We start from the raw sequence: 21,054 nt of genomic DNA, 5'->3' as shown, positions 1-21,054 counted from the left end.
TGCTTGTGTGTTGAAGGTGTCAGGCGGCCCTGGGCGTGCGCCGGGTCAGCAGGCGCTGCAGCAGGCAGAACGCGAGCAGCAGCAGGCCCACCACGATGCGTGTCCACCAGGAACTCAGCGTGCCGTCGAAGGCGATCAGCGTCTGGATGATCCCCAGCATCAGCACGCCGAACAGCGTGCCAGCGACGTAGCCGACGCCGCCGGTGAGCAGCGTGCCGCCGATCACCACGGCGGCGATGGCGTCGAGTTCCAGGCCCACCGCGTGCAGGCCGTAGCCCGAGAGCATGTAGAAAGTGAAGATGACACCGGCGAGGGCCGAGCAGAAACCCGAGAGCGTGTAGACGCCGATCAGCGTGCCCCGCACCGGCAGCCCCATCAGCAGGGCGGATTGTTCGCTGCCGCCGATGGCGTACACCGCGCGGCCGAAGGAAGTGCAGTGGGCGATGAAGATGGCCGCCAGCAATACCGCCATGGCAATCGCGGCGCTGACCGAGATGGACGCATCGGCCCACAGCGGGATGCGCATCTGCGAGACCTGCGCGTAAGTATCGTTGGCGATGCTGATCGAGTCGATGCTGATCAGGTAGCACAGGCCGCGTGCGAGGAACATGCCGGCCAGCGTCACGATGAAAGGCTGCAAGCGGAAACGCTCGATGAGGAAGCCCATGAAGGCGCCGAAGGCCGTGCCCATCAGCAGCACCAGCGGAATCACGGTGGCGATGCTCCAGCCGTGGTGCTCCACGAGGGACGCCGACACCATCGTGGTCAGCGCCACCACCGAACCGACGGACAAGTCGATGCCGCCGGAGAGAATGACGAACGTCATGCCCACGGCGACGACGATCAGGAACGCGTTGTCGATCAGCAGGTTGAGGAACACCTGGCCCGAGAAGAACCCGGTGTAGGCCACCGAGCCCAGCGTCGCCATGGCGACGAAGAGCGAAACCGTCGCGGCGAGCGGCAGGTATTTGACGTTGAAGCGCCGGGCGATGACCGCGTTCAAGATGGGCCTCCCTGCAAGGCGGGGCGGCGCACGGCCTTGCCCACGGCGGCCCGGAATTCCGGCGATTGAAGGAGCATCACGAGGAACACGACGACGGCCTTGACGACGAGGTTGATCTCGGGCGGTACGCCGAGCGAGTAGATGGCGTACGTCAGCGTCTGGATGATCAGTGCGCCGATCACGCTGCCGACGAGGCTGAAGCGGCCGCCGGTGAGGGCAGTCCCGCCCAGCGTCACCGCCAGGATCGCGTCGAGCTCCAACAGCTGGCCCGCGTTGTTGCCGTCGGCGCTCTTGACGTTGGAGCAGATCAGGAGTCCGGCAATGCCGGCGCACACGCCGCAGAACGCGTAGGCACCGACGATGAGGCTGCGCGCCTTGACACCGGCGACGCGCGCGGCGGTCGGGTTGATGCCCACGGCCTGGATGAAGAGGCCCAGCGCTGTGCGCGTCATCGCGAGGTACAACACGGCGAACACAGCGCCCACGATGAACAGCGAGAACGGCAGGCCCAACAGGTAGCCGCCCCCGAGGAAGAAGAAGGGCGCGTAGTAGATGGTGATGATCTGCCCGCCGGTGATCAGTTGCGCGATGCCGCGGCCCGCCACCATGAGGATCAGCGTCGCGATGATCGGCTGCATGCCGACCTTGGCGACCAGCACGCCGTTCCACAGGCCGCACACCAATGCGATGCCCAGTGCGCCCAGAATCGCGACCGGCATCGGAAAGCGGCTGACGTTGCCGGCCACGGAGCCGCCGATCATCCAGGCAGCAACTGCGGCCGCGATGGCCACCGTGGCCCCGACGGAGATGTCAATGCCGCGCGTGGCGATCACCAGCGTCATGCCGAGCGACACCAGCACCAGCGGCGCAGCGCGGTTCAGAATGTCGATGAGGCTTCCATAGAGATGGCCGTCTCGCCATTGGATCGTCAGGAAACTGGGGTTAAAGGCAGTGTTGACTGCCAGCAGCAGGAAGAGCGTCACTAGCGGCCACACCAGCCGGTGCCGGAGCCATTCGGGGGTGAGCTTTTCAGGCATGTTCGGCTGCAATGAGTTCGTAGACGGCGTCTTCGCTGGTGCCGGCCGGCAGCTCGCCGACCTTGCGCCGGTCGCGCAGCACGACGATGCGATGTGCCACGCGCACCACTTCACTCATCTCTGACGAGATGAAGATCACGGCCATGCCCGCATGCGCAAGCCGCAGGATCTGCTCCATGATTTCCTGTTTGGCGGCGACGTCGATGCCACGGGTGGGCTCGTCGAGGATCAGGAGGCGCGGCTGCGTCGCCAGCCAGCGCGCGATCATGGCCTTCTGCTGGTTGCCGCCTGAGAGCAAACCGATCGGCGTCTCCACGCTTGCGGTCTTGATGCCCAGGTCGGCGACAAAGCGCTCGGCCAGCGCGCTTTGCTCGGCGTGCGAAAGGAACTTGCGCACGCCCATGCGGGCCTGCAGGGCAAGGGCGATGTTCTCGCGCACAGATAGCTCGGCGACGATGCCGTCGGTCTTGCGCTCTTCGGGGCACAGCGCCAGGCCCTGCGCGATCGCATCGGCGGGGCTCTTGAAAGTCACGGTCGCGCCGTCGATCTTCAACGCGCCGCGATCTGGTGCTTCCAGGCCGAACAGCAGGCGCGCCAGTTCCGTCCGGCCGGACCCGAGCAGGCCCGCGAGGCCGAGGACTTCGCCCGCGCGCACCCGCAAGTCCAGTGGTTGCAGCTGGCCCGTCTGGCCGAGGCCCTGCGCTTCCAGCAGGGCCGGTACGCTTTGATCGAATGACGGCGCGGCAGCCGGTGCGGCGGACTGCGCCGCCAACTCCCGGCCCAGCATCGCGGCGATGAGCGCCTGCGGGCCGAGGTCCGCGGCACGCCATTCGCCCACCCAGGCGCCGTTGCGCAGCACGGTGATGCGGTCGGATACCGCATAGACCTGGTTCAGGAAATGGGTGACGAAGACGACCGCCAGCCCCTCACTGCGCAGGCGCCGCAGCACCTCGAACAGCTTCTGCACCTCGTCGTCGTCCAGGCTGGAGGTCGGCTCGTCGAGGATCAGCACCTTCGATTCGATGCTGATCGCCCGCGCGATTGCCACCAGTTGCTGCACCGCGACCGGATAGCTGGACAGCAGTCGCTCGACGTCGATGTCCAGGCCCACGCGAGCCAGCACTTCGCGCGCGCCGCGATGCACCGCGGCCCAGTCGATGCGAAGGCCTTGCGTCCAGCCGCAGCGCGGGTAGCGGCCCGCGAAGATGTTCTCCGCCACCGAGAGGTTGGGGCACAGGTTGACTTCCTGGTACACGGTGCTGATGCCGAGCTTCTGGGCCGCCAGCGGTGACTTCGGCCAGACGGGCAGGCCGCCCAGCAGCATCTGGCCACTGTCCGGTTCGATCACGCCCGTCAGCACCTTGATCAGTGTCGACTTGCCGGCGCCGTTCTGCCCCATGAGGGCATGAACCTCACCCGGGTAGAGGCGCAGCTTGACGTCGCGCAGCACCTGCGTGCCCGCAAACTGCTTGCCAATGCCCGAAAGTTCGAGCACCGAGGTGGCGCCTTCCGCTGTCATGCCTTGTTCTTGTTGTACACGTCGACCAGCACGGCCGCCAGCAAGACGAGGCCCTTGATGACCTGCTGGTAGTCGATGCCCACACCCAGGATCGACATGCCGTTGTTCATCACGCCCATGATGAAGGCGCCGATGACGGCGCCCATCACCCTGCCGACGCCGCCGGAAGCCGAGGCCCCGCCGATGAAGCACGCCGCGATCACGTCCAGCTCGAAGCCCAGTCCGGCTTTCGGCGTGGCCGTGTTCAGGCGCGCCGCGAACACCAGGCCCGCCAGCGCGGCCAGCACACCCATGTTGACGAAGGCATAGAAAGTCAGGCGCTCGGTCTTGATGCCGGAGAGGCGTGCTGCCTTCTCGTTGCCACCCAGCGCGTAGATGCGGCGGCCGATGGTGGTGCGCGTGGTGATGAAATCGAACGCGAGGATCAGCAGGGCCATCACGACGAGCACATTGGGCAGGCCCTTGTACGACGCCATCAGATAGCTGAAGTAGATGAGCATGCCGCCGAACACGGCGGTCTTGGCGACGAAGAGCGCTGTCGGCTCGACCTCCATGCCGTGCTTGTGCTGGTTCGCGCGCGCACGCAGCCCAGCCACCGCCAGTGCCACCGCGATGCCCACACCAAGCAGCAGCGAGGCCATCCGCAGTCCATCAGCGCCCGAGAAATCCGGGATGAAACCGGAGCTGAGCATCTGGAACGATTCGGGGAACGGCCCCACCGATTGCCCGTGCAGCAGCGCCAGTGCCAGGCCTTTGAACACCAACATGCCCGCCAGCGTGACGATGAACGACGGGATGCGGAAGTAGGCGACGAACCAGCCCTGCGCACCGCCGATCAAGCCTCCGCACGCCAGGCAGGCCAGCGTTGCCGGCACGAAGTGCCAGTCGTATTGCACCATCAGCACCGCCGCCAGCGCGCCGATGAATCCGCACACCGAGCCGACCGACAGGTCGATGTGGCCCGCCACGATCACCAGCAGCATGCCCAGCGCCATGATGACGATGTAGCTGTTCTGCAGCACGAGGTTGGTGACGTTGAGCGGCTGCATCAGCGTGCCGTCGGTCATGACCTGGAAGAAGATCATGATCGCCACCAGCGAGAGCAGCATGCCGTACTCGCGGAAGTTGTGCTTCAGGAAGTCCAGTGCGGACCGCCCTGCGGGGTTCAGTTCGGGAACCACCGCGGAACCGGCTTCGCCGGGCCGCTGGTGGTGCCCCCTTGAGGGGGAGGCGCCGAAGGCGCTTCGGGGGTGGGTCATATTACCTTCATGATGGCGCGCATGATCTTCTCCTGGGAAGCCTCCGCGGTGGGCATCTCGGCGACGAACGCGCCTTCGTTCATGACGTAGATGCGGTCCGTGATGCCCAGCAACTCCGGCATCTCCGAAGAGATCACGATCACGCACTTCCCCTCGGCCGCCAGCTGGGCGATCAAGGTGTAGATCTCGTACTTGGCACCGACGTCGATGCCGCGCGTCGGCTCGTCGAGGATGAGCACTTCCGGGTTGGTGAACAGCCACTTGCCGATCACCACCTTCTGCTGGTTGCCGCCCGACAGGTTCACCGTCTTCTGGGCGATGCCGGAGCAGCGGATGCGCAGCTTCTCGCGGTAGCCCTGCGCCACCGCATATTCGCGGCCGTTGTCGATGACGGCCGCGCTCGACACCGCGCGCAGGTTCGCCAGCGACATGTTGAACTGGATGTCCTCGTTCAGCACCAGGCCGTTGCCCTTGCGGTCTTCGGTGACGTAAGCCAGCCCGTGGCTGACGGCCTTTTCTACCGTGCTGACGTCGATCTCGCGGCCGTTCAGCAGCACTTGGCCACTGATGCGCCGGCCCCACGAATGCCCGAACACGCTCATCGCCAGTTCGGTGCGGCCCGCGCCCATCAGGCCGGCGATGCCGACGATCTCGCCGCGCCGCACCGCCAGGTTCACCTTGCGGATGAAAGGCCGGTCGCTGTGCAGCGGGTGATACGCGCTCCATCCGCGTATCTCGAACGCCGTATCGCCGATGTTCGGCTCGCGCTTCGGATAGCGGTCGGCCATCTCTCGCCCGACCATTCCACGGATCACGCGGTCTTCGCTCACCGCTTTCGTTCTGCAGTCCAGCGTTTCGACGGTGGAGCCGTCGCGCAGGATGGTGATGGAATCGGCCACCCGCGAAATCTCGTTGAGCTTGTGCGAAATCAGGATGCAGGTGATGCCATGTTCGCGCAGCTCGATCAGCAGGTCCAGCAGTGCCTGGCTGTCGTTCTCGTTCAGGCTCGCGGTGGGCTCGTCCAGGATCAGCAGCTGCACGCGCTTGGACAGCGCCTTGGCGATCTCCACGAGTTGCTGCTTGCCCACGCCCAGGTCGGTGATGCGGGTCGTCGGGGATTCCTTCAGGCCGACCTTCTGCAGCAGTTCGCGCGTCTGCTTGTGCGCGGCCATCCAGTCGATGACGCCGAATTGTGCGGTTTCGTTGCCCAGGAAGATGTTCTCGGCGATGGACAGCAGGGGCACCAGCGCCAGCTCCTGGTGGATGATGATGATGCCCAACTGCTCGCTGTCGTGGATGCCCGAAAGGCGGCGCTCCTCGCCTTGGTAGACGATGGCGCCGTCGTACGAGCCATGCGGGTAGACGCCGGACAGCACCTTCATCAGCGTCGACTTGCCCGCGCCGTTCTCGCCGACGATGGCGTGGATCTCGCCGGCGCGCACATGCAGGTTGACGTTGTCCAGCGCGACGACACCCGGAAAGGTTTTCCGGATGCCGCGCATCTCCAGGAGGGTTTCCACCGGCTGCTCTTACTTGACCTGCGATTCCTTGTAGTAGCCGCTGCCGACCAGCACCTTGTTCCAGTTCGACGAGTCCACCGCCACGGGCTTCAGCAGGTACGAAGGCACGACCTTCACGCCGTTGTTGTAGGTCTTGGTGTCGTTGATCTCGGGCTGCTTGCCCGACAGCGTCGCGTCCACCATGTTGGCCGTGACCTTGGCCAGCTCGCGCGTGTCCTTGAACACGGTGGAGAACTGCTCGCCGCGCAGGATGGACTTGACCGACGGGATCTCGGCGTCCTGGCCGCTCACCACGGGGCAGGGCTGCTGCGCCGTGCAGTAGCCCACGCCCTTCAAGGAGGAGAGGATGCCGATCGACAGGCCGTCGTACGGCGACAGCACGGCGTGCACCTTCTCCTTGCCGTAGAAGGCCGACAGCAGGTTGTCCATGCGGGCCTGCGCCACCGCGCCGTCCCAGCGCAGCGTGCCGACCTTTTCCATGCCCATCTGCTTGCTGCGCACCACGAGCTTGCCGCTGTCGATGTAGGGCTTGAGCACCGACATCGCACCGTCGTAGAAGAAGAAGGCGTTGTTGTCGTCGGGCGAGCCGCCGAACAGTTCGATGTTGAACGGGCCCTTGCCCTGCTTCAGCCCGAGCTTGTCGACGATGGAGCCAGCCTGCAGCACGCCGACCTGGAAGTTGTCGAAGGTGGCGTAGTAGTCCACGTTCTTCGATCCCTTGATCAGCCGGTCGTACGCGATGACCTTGATGCCCTTGTCGGCCGCGTTCTGCAGCGCCTTGGACAGCGTGGTGCCGTCGATGGACGCGATCACCAGCACCTTCGCGCCCTTGGTGATCATGTTCTCGATCTGCGCCAGCTGGTTCGGGATGTCGTCCTCGGCGTACTGCAGGTCGGTCTTGTAGCCGCGCTCCTTGAGCACCTTGACCATGTTGTCGCCGTCGGCGATCCAGCGGGCCGACGACTTGGTGGGCATCGAGATGCCGATGGTGCCCTTGTCCTGGGCTTGCGCCGCGCCGAACAGCGAGGCGATGCAAACGGCCAATGCGGCCTTGAGAAATGTGCGCTTCATGTGATGTCTCTTTGATTCGGGGGATCAGTACTTGCGTTTCGGGAACTCTTTGGCGGCGACTTCCATCGGGAAGATGCCTTCTTCCGTCACGATGCGCTTTTGCACCGGCTTGCCGGCGACGATGTCCTTCACGGCCGTCATCAGCTGCGGGCCCAGCAGCGGGCTGCACTCCACCGAGACGTTCAGCTTGCCGGCGATCATGGCTTCGAACGCGCCCTTGACGGCGTCGATCGAGATGATGGTGATGTCCTTGGCGGGCTTCATGCCGGCTTCCTCGATCGCCTGGATCGCGCCGATGGCCATATCGTCGTTGTGCGCGTACAGCACGTTGATCTTCTTGCCTTCGGCCTTCAGGAAGGCTTCCATCACTTCCTTGCCCTTGGCGCGGGTGAAGTCACCGGTCTGCGAGCGGATGATCTTGAACTTCGGGTCGGCCTTGATGACTTCTTCGAAGCCCTTCTTGCGGTCGATCGCCGGAGCGGAGCCCACCGTGCCCTGCAGCTCCACGATGTTGACTTCGCCCTTGGTGTCCTTCATCTTGTCCACCAGCCAGCGGCCGGCCTTGCGGCCTTCCTCGGTGAAGTCCGAGCCCATGAACGACACGTACAGTGAGGTGTCCTTGGTGTTCACGGCGCGGTCCGTCAGCACGACGGGAATCTTGGCGGCCTTGGCCTCTTTCAGCACAGTTTCCCAGCCCGACTCCACGACCGGCGAGAACGCGATCACGTCGACCTTCTGGGCGATGAACGAGCGGATCGCCTTGATCTGGTTTTCCTGCTTCTGTTGCGCGTCGCTGAACTTCAACTCGATGCCGGCGTCCTTGGCGGCGCTCTTGATCGATTCGGTGTTGGCGGTGCGCCATTCGCTTTCGGCGCCCACCTGGCTGAAGCCCACCACGATCTTCTTCTGCGCCAGTGCGGTGCCGGGCAGCATGGCAGCCATCGAGACGGCGGCCAGTGCGGCTGCCAGGGTTCTGCGGTTCATCTTCATTTGCTTGTCTCCTGTTGCGGTTGACTGAAAAAAACTCTGGGGAACGCCCGTCAGGCCAGCGTGTAGCCGGTCTTGACCGTGGTGTAGAACTCGGCGGCGTAGCGGCCCTGCTCGCGCGGGCCGTGGCTCGACCCTTTGCGGCCGCCGAAGGGCACGTGGTAGTCCACGCCCGCCGTGGGCAGGTTGACCATCACCATGCCGGCCTGCGCGTGGCGCTTGAAATGCGTGGCTTGCTTGAGCGACGTGGTGCAGATGCCCGCGCACAGGCCGAACTCGGTGTCGTTGGCCAGCGCCAGCGCATGCTCGTAATCGTCGGCGCGCAGCACACAGGCCACCGGCCCGAAGACTTCTTCTCTTGCGATGCGGTGTTCGGGCTTCGCCAGGAACAGCGCCGGGCTCATGTAATGGCCGGGCGTCGGCCGCTCCAGCAGCTCGCCACCCCACACATGCTCGGCGCCCTCGTTGCGCGCGATCTCCAGGTAGGACTGGTTCTGTTCGAGCTGCGCGCGATCGGCGACAGGGCCCATCTGAGTGTCGCGATCCAATGCGTGGCCGACCTTGAGCGCAACCAGTCGGTTGCGCAGGCGCGCGACAAATGCGTCATGGATCGAGGCTTCCACGATCAGCCGGCTCGATGCCGTGCAACGTTGGCCCGTGGAGTAGTACGCCCCTTGCACCGCGCACTCGACGGCCTGATCCAGGTCGGCATCGGCCAACACCACCAGCGGATTCTTGCCGCCCATCTCGAGCTGCACCTTGGCGCGCCGTGCCGACGCGGTCTGCAGGATTCGCTCGCCCGTGGCGACGGAGCCGGTGAAGCTCAGCGCGTCGACCAGCGGGCTGTCGACGAAAGCCTGGCCCACTTCGCGGCCGCTGCCCATCACCAGGTTGAACACGCCCGCCGGCAGCGTCGACCGGCTGATGATCTCGGCCAGCGCCCAGCCGCAGATCGGCACCGACTCGGCCGGCTTGAACACGACGGTGTTGCCGTAGGCAAGCGCCGGCGCGATCTTCCAGGCGGGGATCGCGAAGGGAAAGTTCCAGGGCGCGATCAACCCGACCACGCCGATGGGCTCGCGCGTCACGTCGACCTGGATGCCCGGGCGCACAGAGGCCATGGTTTCGCCGGCGATGCGCAGGGCCTCGCCCGCGAAGAACTTGAAGATGTTGCCGGCGCGTGCCACTTCGCCGATGGCCTCGGGCAGTGTCTTGCCTTCTTCGCGCGCCAGCAGGTTGCCCAGTTCGTCTCTGCGCGCCAGCAGCTCGCTGCCGATCTGGTCGAGCGCATCGGCGCGGCGCTGCGGGCCGCTATGGCTCCACTGGGGCAGGGCTTCGGCGGCAGCACGGATGGCCAGCTCGGCCTGGCTGCGGTCGGCCCGCGCGTACTCGGCCACCGCTTCGCGCGTGTCCGACGGGTTCTGGCTGATGCCCGTGGTGCCGCTGGTCTCCCACCGGCCATTGATGTACTGCCGGGCGTTCTGCTTCAGCTCGTGGACTTTCAAATCCATACCTTCGTAGTCATGGGCCGGGAGTCTAGTTTCAGGAATGGAATCGCACCAATGGTTTTTTAGGCAAAATAGATATCAATCCAGACATCGGGGATTACCCCTGCCATGACGACATACAACCATTGGTTCATCCGCGCCCGCCTGAAGACCCGGCAATTGCTCCTGCTGGTGGCGCTGGCCGAAGAGGGCAACATCCACCGAGCGGCGCAGGTGCTGAACATGACGCAGCCTGCCGCGTCCAAGCTGCTGAAGGAGCTGGAGGACGTGCTGGAGGTGCAGCTGTTCGAACGGTTGCCGCGTGGCATGCAGCCCACGTGGTACGGCGAGAGCATGATCCGCCACGCCCGCATGGTGCTGACCAATTTGAACCAGGCCAACGACGAGCTCACCGCGCTGAAGGCCGGCCGCTTCGGGCAGGTCGGCGTCGGCGCGATCACTTCGCCGGGGCTCGCCTTGTTGCCGCCTGCGATGGCCATCGTCAAGCGGGAGCAGCCCAGCCTGCGCATCTCGCTCGACATCGAAACCAGCCCCGTGCTGGTGGAGCGGCTGGAGCAGGGCAAGCTCGACATCCTCGTGGCACGGGTGATGGCCGAGCACGACAAGTCCAACCTTCGCTATGAGCCGTTGGTCGAGGAACAGGTGTGCGCGGTCGCGCGGCCCGGTCACCCGCTGGCGGGCATGACCGGGCTGACATTGCGCGATGTCGTTTCAGCCGGCTGGCTCGTGCCGCCCGCGGGCAGCGTGCTGCGGCACCGGTTCGACCTGATGTTCCGCGCCGATGGCCTCGCGCCGCCGGCCAACGTGATCGAGACGGCCGCGCTGCTGTTCATCACGCGCATGCTGCAGCAAAGCGACATGCTGGCCGTGCTGGCCGCCGACGTCGCGCGCTACTACGCGTCGCACGGAATCGTTTCCGTGCTGCCGCTGGCGATGCCCTGCCAGATGGACGCATTCGGCATCATCACCCGCACGGACCGCCTGCCGTCGCCCGCGGCCAAGGTGATGATGCGCGCATTGAAGGCCGCCAGCCTGACGCTGTACGGCCGGAAGCTGGAGGCGGATTGATCAGACCCAGCCGGCGTCGACCTTGAATTCCTGCGCGGTGCACATCGCCGCGTCATCGGAAGCGAGGAACAGCACCATGCGCGCGATGTCGTGCGGCTGCAGCTTGTCGGGCAGGCACTGGTTGCGCTTGATCTCTTCTTCGCCCTGCGCATCGAGCCAGAGCTTGATCTGCCGCTCGGTCATCACCCAGCCCGGCGACACGGTGTTGATGCGGATACGGTCCTGGCCCAGCGTCTTGGCCAGGCCGCGCGTGAGGCCATTGACCGACGACTTGGCGATGGCGTAGCACGGGTAGCCCGCGCCCTTGCCCTGCCAACCGGTCGAACCCAGGTTGACGATGGAGCCGCCACCGAGCCGCTTCATGCCGGGCACCACCGACTGGATGGCAAAAAAGGCCGGCCGCTCGTTGATCGCCATGCGCTCGTCGTAGTAGTCCGGCGTCACCGACTCCAGCGTGTGGCGGTCGTCGCTGGCGACGTTGTTCACCAGCACCGAGAAGTCGCCCAGCGCGGCGGCGGCTTCGGCGACGGCCGATTGCAGCGCCGCAACGTCGCGCACATCGCATCGGCGCCACCAGGGCCGCTCGTGCCCCGCGCCGGCCAGCTGGGTTGCAAGGGCTTCACTGGCCTCGCTCACGACGTCGATGAATGCAACACGTGCGCCTTGTTGCGCAAATGCGGTGACGATGGCTGCGCCGATGCCGCTGCCCCCGCCGGTGACAAAGACGGACCGGCCCTTCAGGCTGGGGAAGACAGAATGAGTCATTGCAATATAGGTATCAGTTGATCTTGAAATGCATATATTCGTATATGCCAGTCACTATCCTTGATAAGATTCGCGCCGTCAATACCCACAACATGACCGATCCGACCGCCCCCAACCCCCACCTCGCGGCCATCCCTGCGCGATGCGTGCTGCCCGCGGACGCGCTCCTCGGCGAAGGCGCTGTGTGGTCGGTTCGGGCGCAACGGCTGTATTGGGTCGACATCCTCGCTCGCCACTTGCACCGCTTCGACCCCGCGACCGGCAACACCGCGACATGGACCTTCGCCGAAGAAATTTCCGCCGTCGCCGAGCGAGCCTCGGCGCCCGGCTTGATCGTCACGATGCGAAGCGGCTTCGCCCTGTTCGACCCGGCGATTGGCGGCGAACCGCATTACCTGCATCGACCCGAAGCGTCCCTTCCGGACAACCGCTTCAACGACGGCAAGTGCGACGCCCGAGGCCGCTTCTGGGCCGGCACCATGGACTTCGCATGCGAGGCGCCCACCGGGGCGCTCTACCGCTTCGATCCGGACGGCCGTTGCACGCAACACGACAGCGGCTTCGCCGTGACCAACGGCCCGACCTGGTCAGCCGACGGTGCCACGCTGTACTTCAACGACACCGTCAAAGGGCGCATCCACGCCTACGACTTCGATGCGGAAGCCGGAACGCTCTCGAACAAGCAGCTGTGGCTGCAACTTGCGCGGGGCGACGGTGTGCCCGACGGCATGACCACCGATGCCGCGGGGCGGATCTGGCTCGCGCATTGGGGCGGCGCGTGCGTGAGCTGCCATGACCCGCTCTCCGCGAAAGAGCTCTGCCGGGTGGAACTGCCCGTGTCCAACGTCACCAACTGCGCTTTCGGCGGGCCGGATCTCCGCACGCTCTTCATCACCACGGCGCGCACGGGACTTTCGCCCGCGCAACTCGACGCGCAACCGCTCGCCGGCAGCCTGTTCTCCGCCCAGGTCGACGGCCCCGGCGTTCCCGCACACCTCTTCGGCGGATGACACCGCACCACGATCCACCGACCCCACATGACCACTGCCACCACATCGCCCGCGCATCCCGTGACCTGGCTGCAGCACGCGGGCCAGCGGCTGGGGCTGGTCCCTTCACTCGGCGGCTCGGTCGCCGCCTGGCAACTGGAACGCCCGCAGGGCGTACTCGATCTGTGGCGGCCCTGGGACGGTGAAACACCCGACCTCTATCAACTGGCGTCGTTCGCGATGGTGCCGTGGTCCAACCGCATCAGCGGCGGCGGCTTCACTCACGGCGGCACGCTTCACCCGATGCGGCCCAATCGCGCGGGCGAACCCTATCCGATTCATGGCGACGGTTGGCTGCAGCCGTGGCAGCTCTCGCAATCCGCCGCCGACACGCTGGCCATGACGCTCGTGTCGCGGCGTTTCGACGGCAACCCCTACGAGTACGAAGCGGTGCAAACGTTTCGCCTGGTCGAAGGCGGGCTCGACCAGCAGCTGAGCGTGCGGCATCTGGGGCGCGAGCCTTTGCCTTATGGCCTGGGCCTGCATCCCTGGTTTCCGCGCACGCCCAACACACGCATCGCCGCGCCGGTGCGAGGCGTGTGGTTGTGCGGCGAAGACCCGTTGCCGACCGCACACACGCAAGAATTTCCCGACGGTTGGGACCTCAACGAAGGCGTGCGGGCGCAAGGCCCGCTGATCGACAACGGCTTCACCGGTTGGGGCGGCACGGCCCAGATCTCCTGGCCCGAGCTGGGACTGAAACTCTCGGCAACGATGCCCGACTTCGAGCGCGACGGTGGCATAGATCAGCACTACTGCCTGGTCTACCGGCCGCCGCAAGGGCCCGCTTTCTGCTTCGAGCCGATCACGCAGCCGATCGATGCATTCCATCTGCCCGGCTCGCCCGGCCTTCGCGTGTTGCGCGAGGGCGAGTCATGCAGCCTCAACGTGCAATGGCGCGTCGAGGCCGCTTGATCTGGCGGGTGACCACGAGACACGTTCACTCCTCGAGAAACAATTCCGCGACCGTTGAACGGAGCCACTTGTTGGCTGGATCCTGCTGGTACCGCTCGTGCCAGTGCTGCTTGATCGAGAAGGACGGAAACTTGAAGGGCGGGGGCACTGCTTTCACTTTCGCGATCCGCACAAGCATTTGAGCGACCCGCTCCGGCACGGTCGCCACAAGGTCCGTGTTCGCAAGCAGGTTGCCCACACCCGGCAGCGTGGGTAGGGACAAAGCCACCTTCCGCACAAGACGCTGCCGCGCGAGGGCCTGTTCGACCAGTTCATGGCCGGTGCCGGGTGCCGTGATGACCACGTGCTTCTCGCGCTTGAAGAGGTTCTCGGTCAAGCGCTGCTGTATGCGTGGATGCTCTCGCCGGACCACACAGGCAAACGTCTGGTCGAACAGTTTTTGCTGGTAAAAGCCTGCCTCCAGTTCCGGCATGAATCCAATGGCCAGGTCGGCTTCTCCGGATTCAAGCAGTTTCGGGGTTTCAGCGGTGATTCGAAGCACATCGACGCGAACGCCCGGGGCAACCTTGCCGACCTTGTTGATCAGCGCCGGCAGGAACTCCAGGTGGCTGATGTCGGTCATCGCGATGTGAAAGTGCCTCGAGGACGAAGCCGGATCGAACACCACCCGCTGCTGCGTGGCCTCGCGAAGCAGTTCAAGTGCTTGGCGAAGCGGCTGCACCAGTGCTATCGCGTGTGGGGTCGGCATCATTCCGGCGCCCGTCCGTACGAAGAGCGGGTCATTGAACTGCCGGCGCAGGCGCGCGAGTGCCAGGCTGACCGAGGTCTGGGCGAGCTCGAGATTCTCTCCAGCACGCGAAACGCTCCGCGTCTTGTAGATCTCATCGAACACCGCAAGAAGCTTCATGTCCATTATTCAAATTCCCGCTGGAAAGTATTAACCCGACTGCATGGACGTAATGATGCCTGCTGCGTAATCTTCGGGCAACTTCTGGAGACATTCATGAACTGCCCCGGACTTCTCTTGCGGCTGCTGGGTGCTGCCCTGATGACGACAGCAACCATCGCCTCGGCACAGGGCTGGCCCAAGGGCCCCGTTCGGGTGGTCGTGCCCTTCGACGCGGGTTCGACGCCCGACCAGGTGGCTCGCGTCGTCTCGGACAAGTTGGCGGCGCGTCTGGGGCAGCCCATGGTCGTCGAGAACAAGAGCGGCGCTGCCGGGAACATCGGCACCGACGCTGTGGCGAAAGCGGCTCCTGATGGGCAGACCATCGGCGTCAGCATCGCCGGCCCGCTGGCGGTGAACCCTCTGCTCTTCAGGCGGATGCCGTACGACCCGGCTCGGGACCTCGAGTTGCTGACCGTGGCAGTTTCCCAGCCGGCGGTTCTCGTCGTTGCGAACAAGCACGCAGTCAACAGTCCGAAGGAGTTGCTCAACCTCATCAAAGGGGGGCGGGCCAATTTCATCTTCGCGTCGATCGGGGCCGGGTCTGTTTCCCACCTCGCGATGGAGACGCTTGCGGGCGGGGCCGGGGTTGATGTGGTTCATGTGCCCTACCGGGGCTCGGGCGCCGCGGTGACCGCGGTGCTGGCGGGCGAAGTTGACATGGCCCTGCTGCCCGCGGCTGCCGTCATGCCGCACGTGAAAGCGGGAAAGATACGAGCTTTGGCCGTGGCTTCGGCCAAGCGCTCTCCCTCGCTCCCGGATCTGCCGACGCTGGCAGAGAGCGGGCTTCCGGATGTCCAGGCCGATGCATGGATCGGCTTCATCGCGCCCGCGAAGACGCCGGCGGCGATCGTGAAGAGGCTTCACGAGCAGATCACGCAAGCCCTGGCCGAGCCGGCCGTCAAGGACAAGCTGCGCTCGCAGTACATGGATGTGGTGGGCAACACGCCGGCCGAGTTCCGTGCATTGCTGGCGGCGGACGTGGCGCGCTGGAAGCCCGTGATCCAGAAGCACAACATTCAATTGGACTGACCCCCCGGAGAACTTCATGACTTCCACGAATTCCCATCTGGCCGACGTTTCCGAACCGGCCCGCAGCGTTCCGCTCTTCGGGGAGTTCGATGTCGTCGTGCTCGGCGGTGGGCCGGCGGGCATCGCCGCGGCGAGTGCCGCGGCCCGCAACGGGGCCAGTGTTTTGCTGGCCGAACGCTACGGATTCCTGGGCGGCATGGGCACAGCGGCCGGCGTGACCAACTTCTGCGGCCTGCACGCGAACGTGTTCGGCGACATTCGCCAAGTCGTTCATGGCGTCGCCTCCGACCTGCTCGAGCGGATGCGTGCCTTGGACGGCCTGAGCGAACCGCACATGATCATGCGAAAGACGTTGGCCCAGGCCTACGACATGTCGGCGTTCAAGTGCGCGGCCGACGGGCTGCTCGCAGCAGATGGCGTCCACCTGCTGTTTCATGCGCTGGCCGCCGGCATGCTCAAGACGGAAGACGGCAAGATCGACGCCGTCCTGCTCGAGACCAAGTCCGGCCGCGTGGCCGTGCGCGGCCGAACCTTCATCGATTGTTCGGGTGATGCGGATCTGGCGCACTGGGCGGGTGTGCCGACGGAGAAGGGCGACGAGTCCGGCCACATGCTGTATCCGACGTTGATGTTCCGCGTGGGAGAAGTGGATGCGGAGCTCGCCGGCGAAGCCTGGAAGACGATCCCCAAGCTGATGGATGAGGCAGAGGCGTCGGGCGAGTTCCAGTTTCCGCGCCGTGGCGCCATCGTGCGGCCTATGAAGCGGGCCTATGAATGGCGCGTCAACGTGACCCAGTTGAAGAAGCCGGACGGTTCGGCTACCGACGGCACGGATGCGCGTTCGCTCAGCGAAGGCGAGATCGAAGGGCGCCGGCAGATCGTCGACTACATACGCTTCCTGCGCGCGAAGGTCCCCGGCTTCGAGCAAGCCTATGCGTTGGACATCGCGCCGCAACTCGGCATCCGCGAAACGCGGCGCCTGGTCGGCGAATACATGCTGACCGCCGAGGACGTTCTGCAGTGCGTGGATTTCGAGGACAGCATTGGCGTCAATGGCTGGCCGCTCGAGAAGCATGTTGCGGGTGATGTGCAGTGGATGTGGCCTCCGATCCCCGACTGCCGCGGGTACAACCAGTTGCCGTATCGCATGATGTTGCCGCGTCGCTCAAGTGCGAACGGAGTGGAAAACCTGCTGGTCGCCGGCCGTTGCGCCTCGATGACGCACGACGGCCAATCGGCGGCTCGCGTGTCAGGCGCTTGCTTCGTGATGGGGCAGGCCGCGGGAACCGCGGCCGCGCTGGCGCTGCAGGCCGGCCGTTCACTCCATGACCTCGATCGTCGGAAGTTGCAGGACCGGCTGCTCCAGCAAGGTGCCTTCCTTGGCGGGCGCGCGGTCAACGCCGCCGCGACAGCGTCGCGCTCGGCGTTTCGTTGAACGCGTGGCGGTAATGCCGCGCAAACTCCCCCAAGTGCCAGAAGCCGAATCGCAGCGCGGTGTCGGCAACGCGTGGCGCATCCCCGCCGGCCGACAGCAATGCCTGCCGGACGGCATGAAGCCTCCGGGTCCGCAGCCATTGCATGGGCCCCGTCCCTTCAGCGGCGTTGAACGCGGATTGAATCGTTCGTGCCGGGACACCAATCCCTTGCGCCAGTGCCGTGAGCGTCAGCGGCTCCTCGAGCCGCTCGATCATGTACGCCTTGGCCTTCCTGAGGGTCGGCGACGCTGCATCCGCACCCGATAGCCGTGGCAACAATTGGGAGTGGGGCTGGCGAAGCAGCAAGGTCGTGAGCAGTTGTTCTTCCAGCCGCGCATGGAGATGCGGCAGCGCGGCCAGGTCCAGGTCGCCGCGCGCGGCCTGTGCCATCAGCGCAAGGGCCGGTTCGATCGCGGGCCAGGTTGGAGAGTCGGTCGGCACGTCGCTGCGAAAGCAGATCTCATCGCGCGGCAGCACTCCCGTCAACGCGACCCACGCGGCATCCACGGCCGCTTTCTCGATCCTCACCACGATCTGCTCGTAGTCCTGGCCGGCCGTGAAGTGGAATCGCTGCGCCCCTCCGACGAGCGCAAGCTGCCCCGGCGTCGCCCGGTACGACTGATTGCCGTGCCAGTACTCGATCTCGCCTCGCGTCGGCAGGCACAGCAGGTAGTAGCCCTCGAGCGCACCGGGATCGACGGACACCGGCGCCTGCCATGTGAGGCGGCTGAGCGAGAGCGAGCCGACGGCAAGGTGATCCATCCGGGCATGCAGCGAACCGCCGGGAGCGAGCAGGCGCAGCCGGTGTGGACTGAAGACGCGCCCGCAAAGGAATTGCGCTTCGTCCGCATCCCGCGTTTCGAACAGGCGGCCACGCTCGAAGTCGATGCCGGCGAAGACGGGCCAGGCAGCCGGGGACGTGTTCATGGGTCGAACGGGCAGTGGGCGAAATGGACGCTGCAGTTTCATCGACCCTGAGGGCTCGTCAATTGGGGTTTCCCTGGCGGCGGCTTGCGCAATCCCGATAGCGGCTGCGCGGGGCCGATTGTTCGAAACGAGGCCAAGGCTGAGCATCGCGGCCTGTGCACTCATCTACCAATTCCCTCGACAGGAGACATTTCATGAAGCCTTGCGCCCGGACCGGCGTTCTCGCCCTTGCGGCCATCCTTGCACCGGCGGCAGCCGTGGCAGCCCAACCGGCGGAGACGGGATGGTGGTTGCATGCCGGCGTGGGCCAAGTCACTTTCCACGACTCTTCGACGCTGAGTATTGCGGGCAGCGTGGTCCCCGGCGCGGGCGCGAAGGCATCCGACAACACCGCGGCGGTGTTCGAACTGGGCTACAGGTTCACGCCCGCGTGGTCCGCGTCCGCCACCTTCGGCGTTCCGCCCACCAGCACCGTGACGGGTACCGGCGCCGCGGCGCCGCTCGGCAAGGTGGGCGAGGTCCAGTACGGTCCGCTGGTGCTGGGAGCGCAGTATCACTTCAGTGGAACGGCGATCCCGCCGTACATCCGTCCCTATCTCGGGGCCGGGGCCGTCTACTACATCGTGACGCGGTCGAAGGACGGCGCGCTCCAGCAGCTCGACGTGAAGAACGGCTGGGGCTCGGCCTTGCAGGCCGGCGCGGAGTTCCCGCTGTCCGACCGCTACGGCCTCTTTCTCGACGTGAAGAAGATCTTCCTCAAGACGAAGGCGACAGGCGTGCTGCCGGCCGCGGGGGGCGCTCCGGCCAAGGCAGAGACCACGCTCAACCCGGTGCTGGTCCACGCCGGCATGTATTTCAACTTCTAGCGTTGCGCCGATGCTCGAAGACCAATTCATCGAGGTCGACTCGATCAGGACGCGCTATTGGGAGGCCGGCACCTCGGGCTCCGCCGTGCTGCTGCTGCACGGGATCGGCTGCTCGGTGCACGAATGGGAAAGCAACATCGAAGTGCTGGCCACCCGGCACCGCGTGTTCGCACTCGACCTGCTGGGCTTTGGCCTCACGGACAAGCCCGCCCATGAGGACTACAGCCTTCGCCGCCTCGCACGGTTCGTCCTGGACTTCATGAAGGTGAAAGGCATCACGCAGGCCCATCTCGCCGGCAACTCGCTGGGCGGGCGCCTGGCGCTGGAGTGCGCGGCCATCGCGCCTCAGCAGGTCGCCTCGCTCCTGCTGGTGGACCCGGCTGGCATGGCGCGTCGCGAGACGCTCTTCGAGTTCCGCCTGGCCACGCTGCCCGTCCTGGGCGAGATGTTCACCCGGCCCAGCCGGTTGGGCACCAGGATGCTATGGCGCAAGGCATTTGCCGATCCTTCGTTCGCCACCGAAGCGCTGGTCACCCAGAAGGTCGCGTACGCGCGCCTGCCGCAAGCCCAGTCCGCCTTCCTCAAGACGCTGCGCGGCTTTCTCGATTTTTGGGGCTTTCGACCTGAGCTGGTCGAGCAGCTCGATGCCGCACTGCCGGGCATTCATGCGCCCACCCTGGTGCTTTGGGGACGGGACGACCGGTTCGTGCCTTGCGCCCATGCCGAGGTGCTGCGCCGAAGGCTGCCCAACGTGGAGGTGCAGATATGGGACCACTGCGGGCACGCCCCGCAGGTCGAGTGTTCGCAGCGCTTCAACCAGGCCGCGCTCGAGTTCTGGCAGCGCGGGCGTATTCACGGGAGTGATGCAGTCTATTCATCGAATTCTATTGAGGAATGACGGGGCAAGGTCGAATATTCGGCCACATCGCCAGGGTTTCTCAAAAAGAGGAGACTGAAATGAAGACCGCCCGACGCTTTCGCCTCACATTCCTGTTGGTGGTTTTCGGCATGGCGGCGCAAGCTGCACAAGCCGCCGAACTCGTGTTCGGCCAGGTGGCGTCCCTCACCAATCCCACTTCCGCTTCCAACGCCAAGGGACTGGTGGCGGGCATCTCGGCATGTTTCGAGACCCTCAACGCCAAAGGCGGCGTCAACGGCCACAAGCTCCGGCTCGACACGCGGGACGACGGCTTGCAGGCGCCCAAGATGGTGGAACTGACACGCGAGTTGGTGGGCGATCCGTCCATCGTCGGGCTCATGAGCTACCTGAACTCGGGCGGCATCAATGCATTGGCCAAGGACAACGCGTTCGGCAAGGCCGGCGTCGCCCTGATCGCCCCGCTGCAGGGCGACCGGCATGTCGTCGATGCAGACAACGTCTTTCCGCTGCGCAGCGGCTACGCGGATGAAGTCAACGCGCTGCTGAAAGAGGCCAAGAACTGGGGCAAGGAAACGATCGCGGTCGTCAACATGAACGTCGCGTTCGGGCCTGGATTGGCCGACCTGGTGCAGGCCCGTGCAGGAGAGATGGGCCTGAAGGTCGTTTCGCGTTCGGTGCTCGACGCCAACCCGGACAACCTGCCCGCCAGCGTCGCCGCCGCCGTGCGGGCTGTTTCGGCCTCGCAACCCAAAGCCATCTTCCTGCTCGCGGCCGGCAAACCCGCGATTGAATTCACCCGAGCCGTGCGGTCGGCGCCGGGCGGAACAACCCAGATCTACGGCCTGTCGGTGCTGCTGCACGAAGAGCTGGTGAAGGCCATCGGCGCGGACAAGGCGCGGGGCATCGTGCTCAGCCAGGTCATCCCCTATCCGTTTACGCAAGCCGCGCCCATCATCGGCGAATACCAGAAGGCCATGAAGCAGTACGCGCCGTCGGAACCGCTGTCCTTCTCGAGCCTGGAGGGCTACCTGGGCGCGCGGATCGCGGCCGAAGCCGTGCGCCGCTCCGGCGCCGTGGTGACGAGGGAGCGCTTGCTGGCCTCGTTGCGCAGCATGGGCGAATACAACCTGGGCGGCGTGTACGTGAGCTACGCGCCCGAGCGAAAGAAGGGATGGGGCGGCGTGGAGCTGACCATCATCAACTCGGCCGGCGACCTGCGCAAGTGAG

19 protein-coding genes and 1 pseudogene are annotated in these 21,054 nt (G+C 65.5%); 8 read left to right on the top strand and 12 right to left on the bottom strand.

Annotated features, from left to right (window positions below; translation table 11 throughout):
• Nucleotides 1–19: 19 nt before the first annotated feature.
• The 8 genes from yjfF to EEB15_RS09625 are packed head-to-tail and all read right to left on the bottom strand — an operon-like array spanning nt 20 to nt 9,907.
• Nucleotides 20–1,003, bottom strand: coding sequence for a galactofuranose ABC transporter, permease protein YjfF (gene yjfF, locus EEB15_RS09660; protein ID WP_370283476.1), 984 nt, complete (start codon nt 1,001–1,003; stop codon nt 20–22).
• A complete protein-coding gene (locus tag EEB15_RS09655; RefSeq protein ID WP_141509617.1) occupies nt 1,000–2,040 on the bottom strand; it encodes an ABC transporter permease in 1,041 nt (346 codons plus the stop codon). The genes yjfF and EEB15_RS09655 overlap by 4 nt, the downstream gene beginning before the upstream one ends.
• Nucleotides 2,033–3,559 (bottom strand): sugar ABC transporter ATP-binding protein, encoded by a 1,527-nt coding sequence (locus EEB15_RS09650; protein ID WP_141509616.1) that lies wholly within the window; start codon nt 3,557–3,559, stop codon nt 2,033–2,035. The genes EEB15_RS09655 and EEB15_RS09650 overlap by 8 nt, the downstream gene beginning before the upstream one ends.
• Entirely contained in the window at nt 3,556–4,818 is a 1,263-nt protein-coding gene (mmsB, locus tag EEB15_RS09645; RefSeq protein WP_141509615.1) for a multiple monosaccharide ABC transporter permease, read from the bottom strand. The genes EEB15_RS09650 and mmsB overlap by 4 nt, the downstream gene beginning before the upstream one ends.
• Nucleotides 4,815–6,320, bottom strand: a complete 1,506-nt coding sequence (gene mmsA / locus EEB15_RS09640) for a multiple monosaccharide ABC transporter ATP-binding protein (protein ID WP_141509693.1) — start codon at nt 6,318–6,320, stop codon at nt 4,815–4,817. The genes mmsB and mmsA overlap by 4 nt, the downstream gene beginning before the upstream one ends.
• A gap of 27 nt (nt 6,321–6,347) precedes the next feature.
• The gene (gene chvE / locus EEB15_RS09635) at nt 6,348–7,409 is read right to left on the bottom strand and encodes a multiple monosaccharide ABC transporter substrate-binding protein (RefSeq protein ID WP_141509614.1); all 1,062 of its coding nucleotides are present in this window, start codon (nt 7,407–7,409) and stop codon (nt 6,348–6,350) included.
• Between the two features lie 24 nt (nt 7,410–7,433).
• On the bottom strand, nt 7,434–8,399 hold the full coding sequence (locus tag EEB15_RS09630; protein WP_141509613.1) for an ABC transporter substrate-binding protein: 966 nt from the start codon (nt 8,397–8,399) through the stop codon (nt 7,434–7,436).
• A gap of 50 nt (nt 8,400–8,449) precedes the next feature.
• Nucleotides 8,450–9,907, bottom strand: a complete 1,458-nt coding sequence (locus EEB15_RS09625; protein ID WP_141509612.1) for an aldehyde dehydrogenase family protein — start codon at nt 9,905–9,907, stop codon at nt 8,450–8,452.
• Nucleotides 9,908–10,012: 105 nt separating this feature from the next.
• Between EEB15_RS09625 and EEB15_RS09620 the strand changes: the two genes are divergently transcribed.
• On the top strand, nt 10,013–10,972 hold the full coding sequence (locus EEB15_RS09620; protein WP_141509611.1) for a LysR family transcriptional regulator: 960 nt from the start codon (nt 10,013–10,015) through the stop codon (nt 10,970–10,972).
• On the opposite strand, the gene EEB15_RS09615 is transcribed toward EEB15_RS09620, so the two are convergent.
• Nucleotides 10,973–11,737, bottom strand: a complete 765-nt coding sequence (locus tag EEB15_RS09615; RefSeq protein WP_141509610.1) for an SDR family NAD(P)-dependent oxidoreductase — start codon at nt 11,735–11,737, stop codon at nt 10,973–10,975. It lies immediately after the preceding gene.
• A 92-nt stretch (nt 11,738–11,829) separates the two neighbouring features.
• Between EEB15_RS09615 and EEB15_RS09610 the strand changes: the two genes are divergently transcribed.
• Together EEB15_RS09610 and EEB15_RS09605 are read left to right on the top strand one after the other, a co-directional pair.
• A complete protein-coding gene (locus tag EEB15_RS09610; protein WP_141509609.1) occupies nt 11,830–12,747 on the top strand; it encodes an SMP-30/gluconolactonase/LRE family protein in 918 nt (305 codons plus the stop codon).
• A 27-nt stretch (nt 12,748–12,774) separates the two neighbouring features.
• Nucleotides 12,775–13,701 carry an aldose 1-epimerase gene (locus EEB15_RS09605; protein WP_141509608.1) on the top strand — a complete coding sequence of 309 codons (927 nt, stop codon included), beginning with the start codon at nt 12,775–12,777 and terminating at the stop codon, nt 13,699–13,701.
• Nucleotides 13,702–13,726: 25 nt separating this feature from the next.
• Here the strand turns inward: EEB15_RS09605 and EEB15_RS09600 are convergent, their stop codons facing one another.
• Both EEB15_RS09600 and EEB15_RS34225 read right to left on the bottom strand, forming a co-directional pair.
• Complete coding sequence (locus EEB15_RS09600) at nt 13,727–14,323, bottom strand: LysR substrate-binding domain-containing protein (RefSeq protein WP_233259438.1); 597 nt, start codon at nt 14,321–14,323, stop codon at nt 13,727–13,729.
• A 168-nt stretch (nt 14,324–14,491) separates the two neighbouring features.
• A pseudogene (locus EEB15_RS34225) lies at nt 14,492–14,608 on the bottom strand (LysR family transcriptional regulator); the annotation flags it as partial.
• 96 nt (nt 14,609–14,704) lie between these two features.
• Between EEB15_RS34225 and EEB15_RS09595 the strand changes: the two are divergent.
• Both EEB15_RS09595 and EEB15_RS09590 read left to right on the top strand, forming a co-directional pair.
• Nucleotides 14,705–15,679 carry a Bug family tripartite tricarboxylate transporter substrate binding protein gene (locus tag EEB15_RS09595; protein WP_370283474.1) on the top strand — a complete coding sequence of 325 codons (975 nt, stop codon included), beginning with the start codon at nt 14,705–14,707 and terminating at the stop codon, nt 15,677–15,679.
• A gap of 16 nt (nt 15,680–15,695) precedes the next feature.
• The gene (locus tag EEB15_RS09590; RefSeq protein WP_141509606.1) at nt 15,696–17,114 is read left to right on the top strand and encodes an FAD-dependent oxidoreductase; all 1,419 of its coding nucleotides are present in this window, start codon (nt 15,696–15,698) and stop codon (nt 17,112–17,114) included.
• Here EEB15_RS09590 and EEB15_RS09585 read toward each other — a convergent pair.
• On the bottom strand, nt 17,074–18,081 hold the full coding sequence (locus tag EEB15_RS09585; protein ID WP_158290053.1) for a helix-turn-helix domain-containing protein: 1,008 nt from the start codon (nt 18,079–18,081) through the stop codon (nt 17,074–17,076). The two genes, EEB15_RS09590 and EEB15_RS09585, sit on opposite strands and share 41 nt — an antisense overlap.
• Before the next feature lie 194 nt (nt 18,082–18,275).
• Here EEB15_RS09585 and EEB15_RS09580 point away from each other — a divergent pair, with 194 nt between their 5' ends.
• From EEB15_RS09580 to EEB15_RS09570, 3 genes are read left to right on the top strand one after another with little or no spacing between them, the layout of a single operon-like run.
• On the top strand, nt 18,276–18,947 hold the full coding sequence (locus EEB15_RS09580; RefSeq protein ID WP_141509604.1) for an OmpW family protein: 672 nt from the start codon (nt 18,276–18,278) through the stop codon (nt 18,945–18,947).
• 10 nt (nt 18,948–18,957) lie between these two features.
• Complete coding sequence (locus tag EEB15_RS09575; RefSeq protein ID WP_141509603.1) at nt 18,958–19,845, top strand: alpha/beta fold hydrolase; 888 nt, start codon at nt 18,958–18,960, stop codon at nt 19,843–19,845.
• 59 nt (nt 19,846–19,904) lie between these two features.
• Entirely contained in the window at nt 19,905–21,053 is a 1,149-nt protein-coding gene (locus tag EEB15_RS09570) for an ABC transporter substrate-binding protein (RefSeq protein WP_141509602.1), read from the top strand.
• Nucleotide 21,054 lies beyond the last annotated feature (1 nt).

This window comes from Ramlibacter sp. WS9 (assembly GCF_003797765.1).
Taxonomy (GTDB): Bacteria; Pseudomonadota; Gammaproteobacteria; order Burkholderiales; family Burkholderiaceae_C; genus Ramlibacter.
The sequence above is the reverse complement of the archived record's forward strand: the minus strand, read 5'-3'. Positions and strand labels throughout refer to the sequence as shown.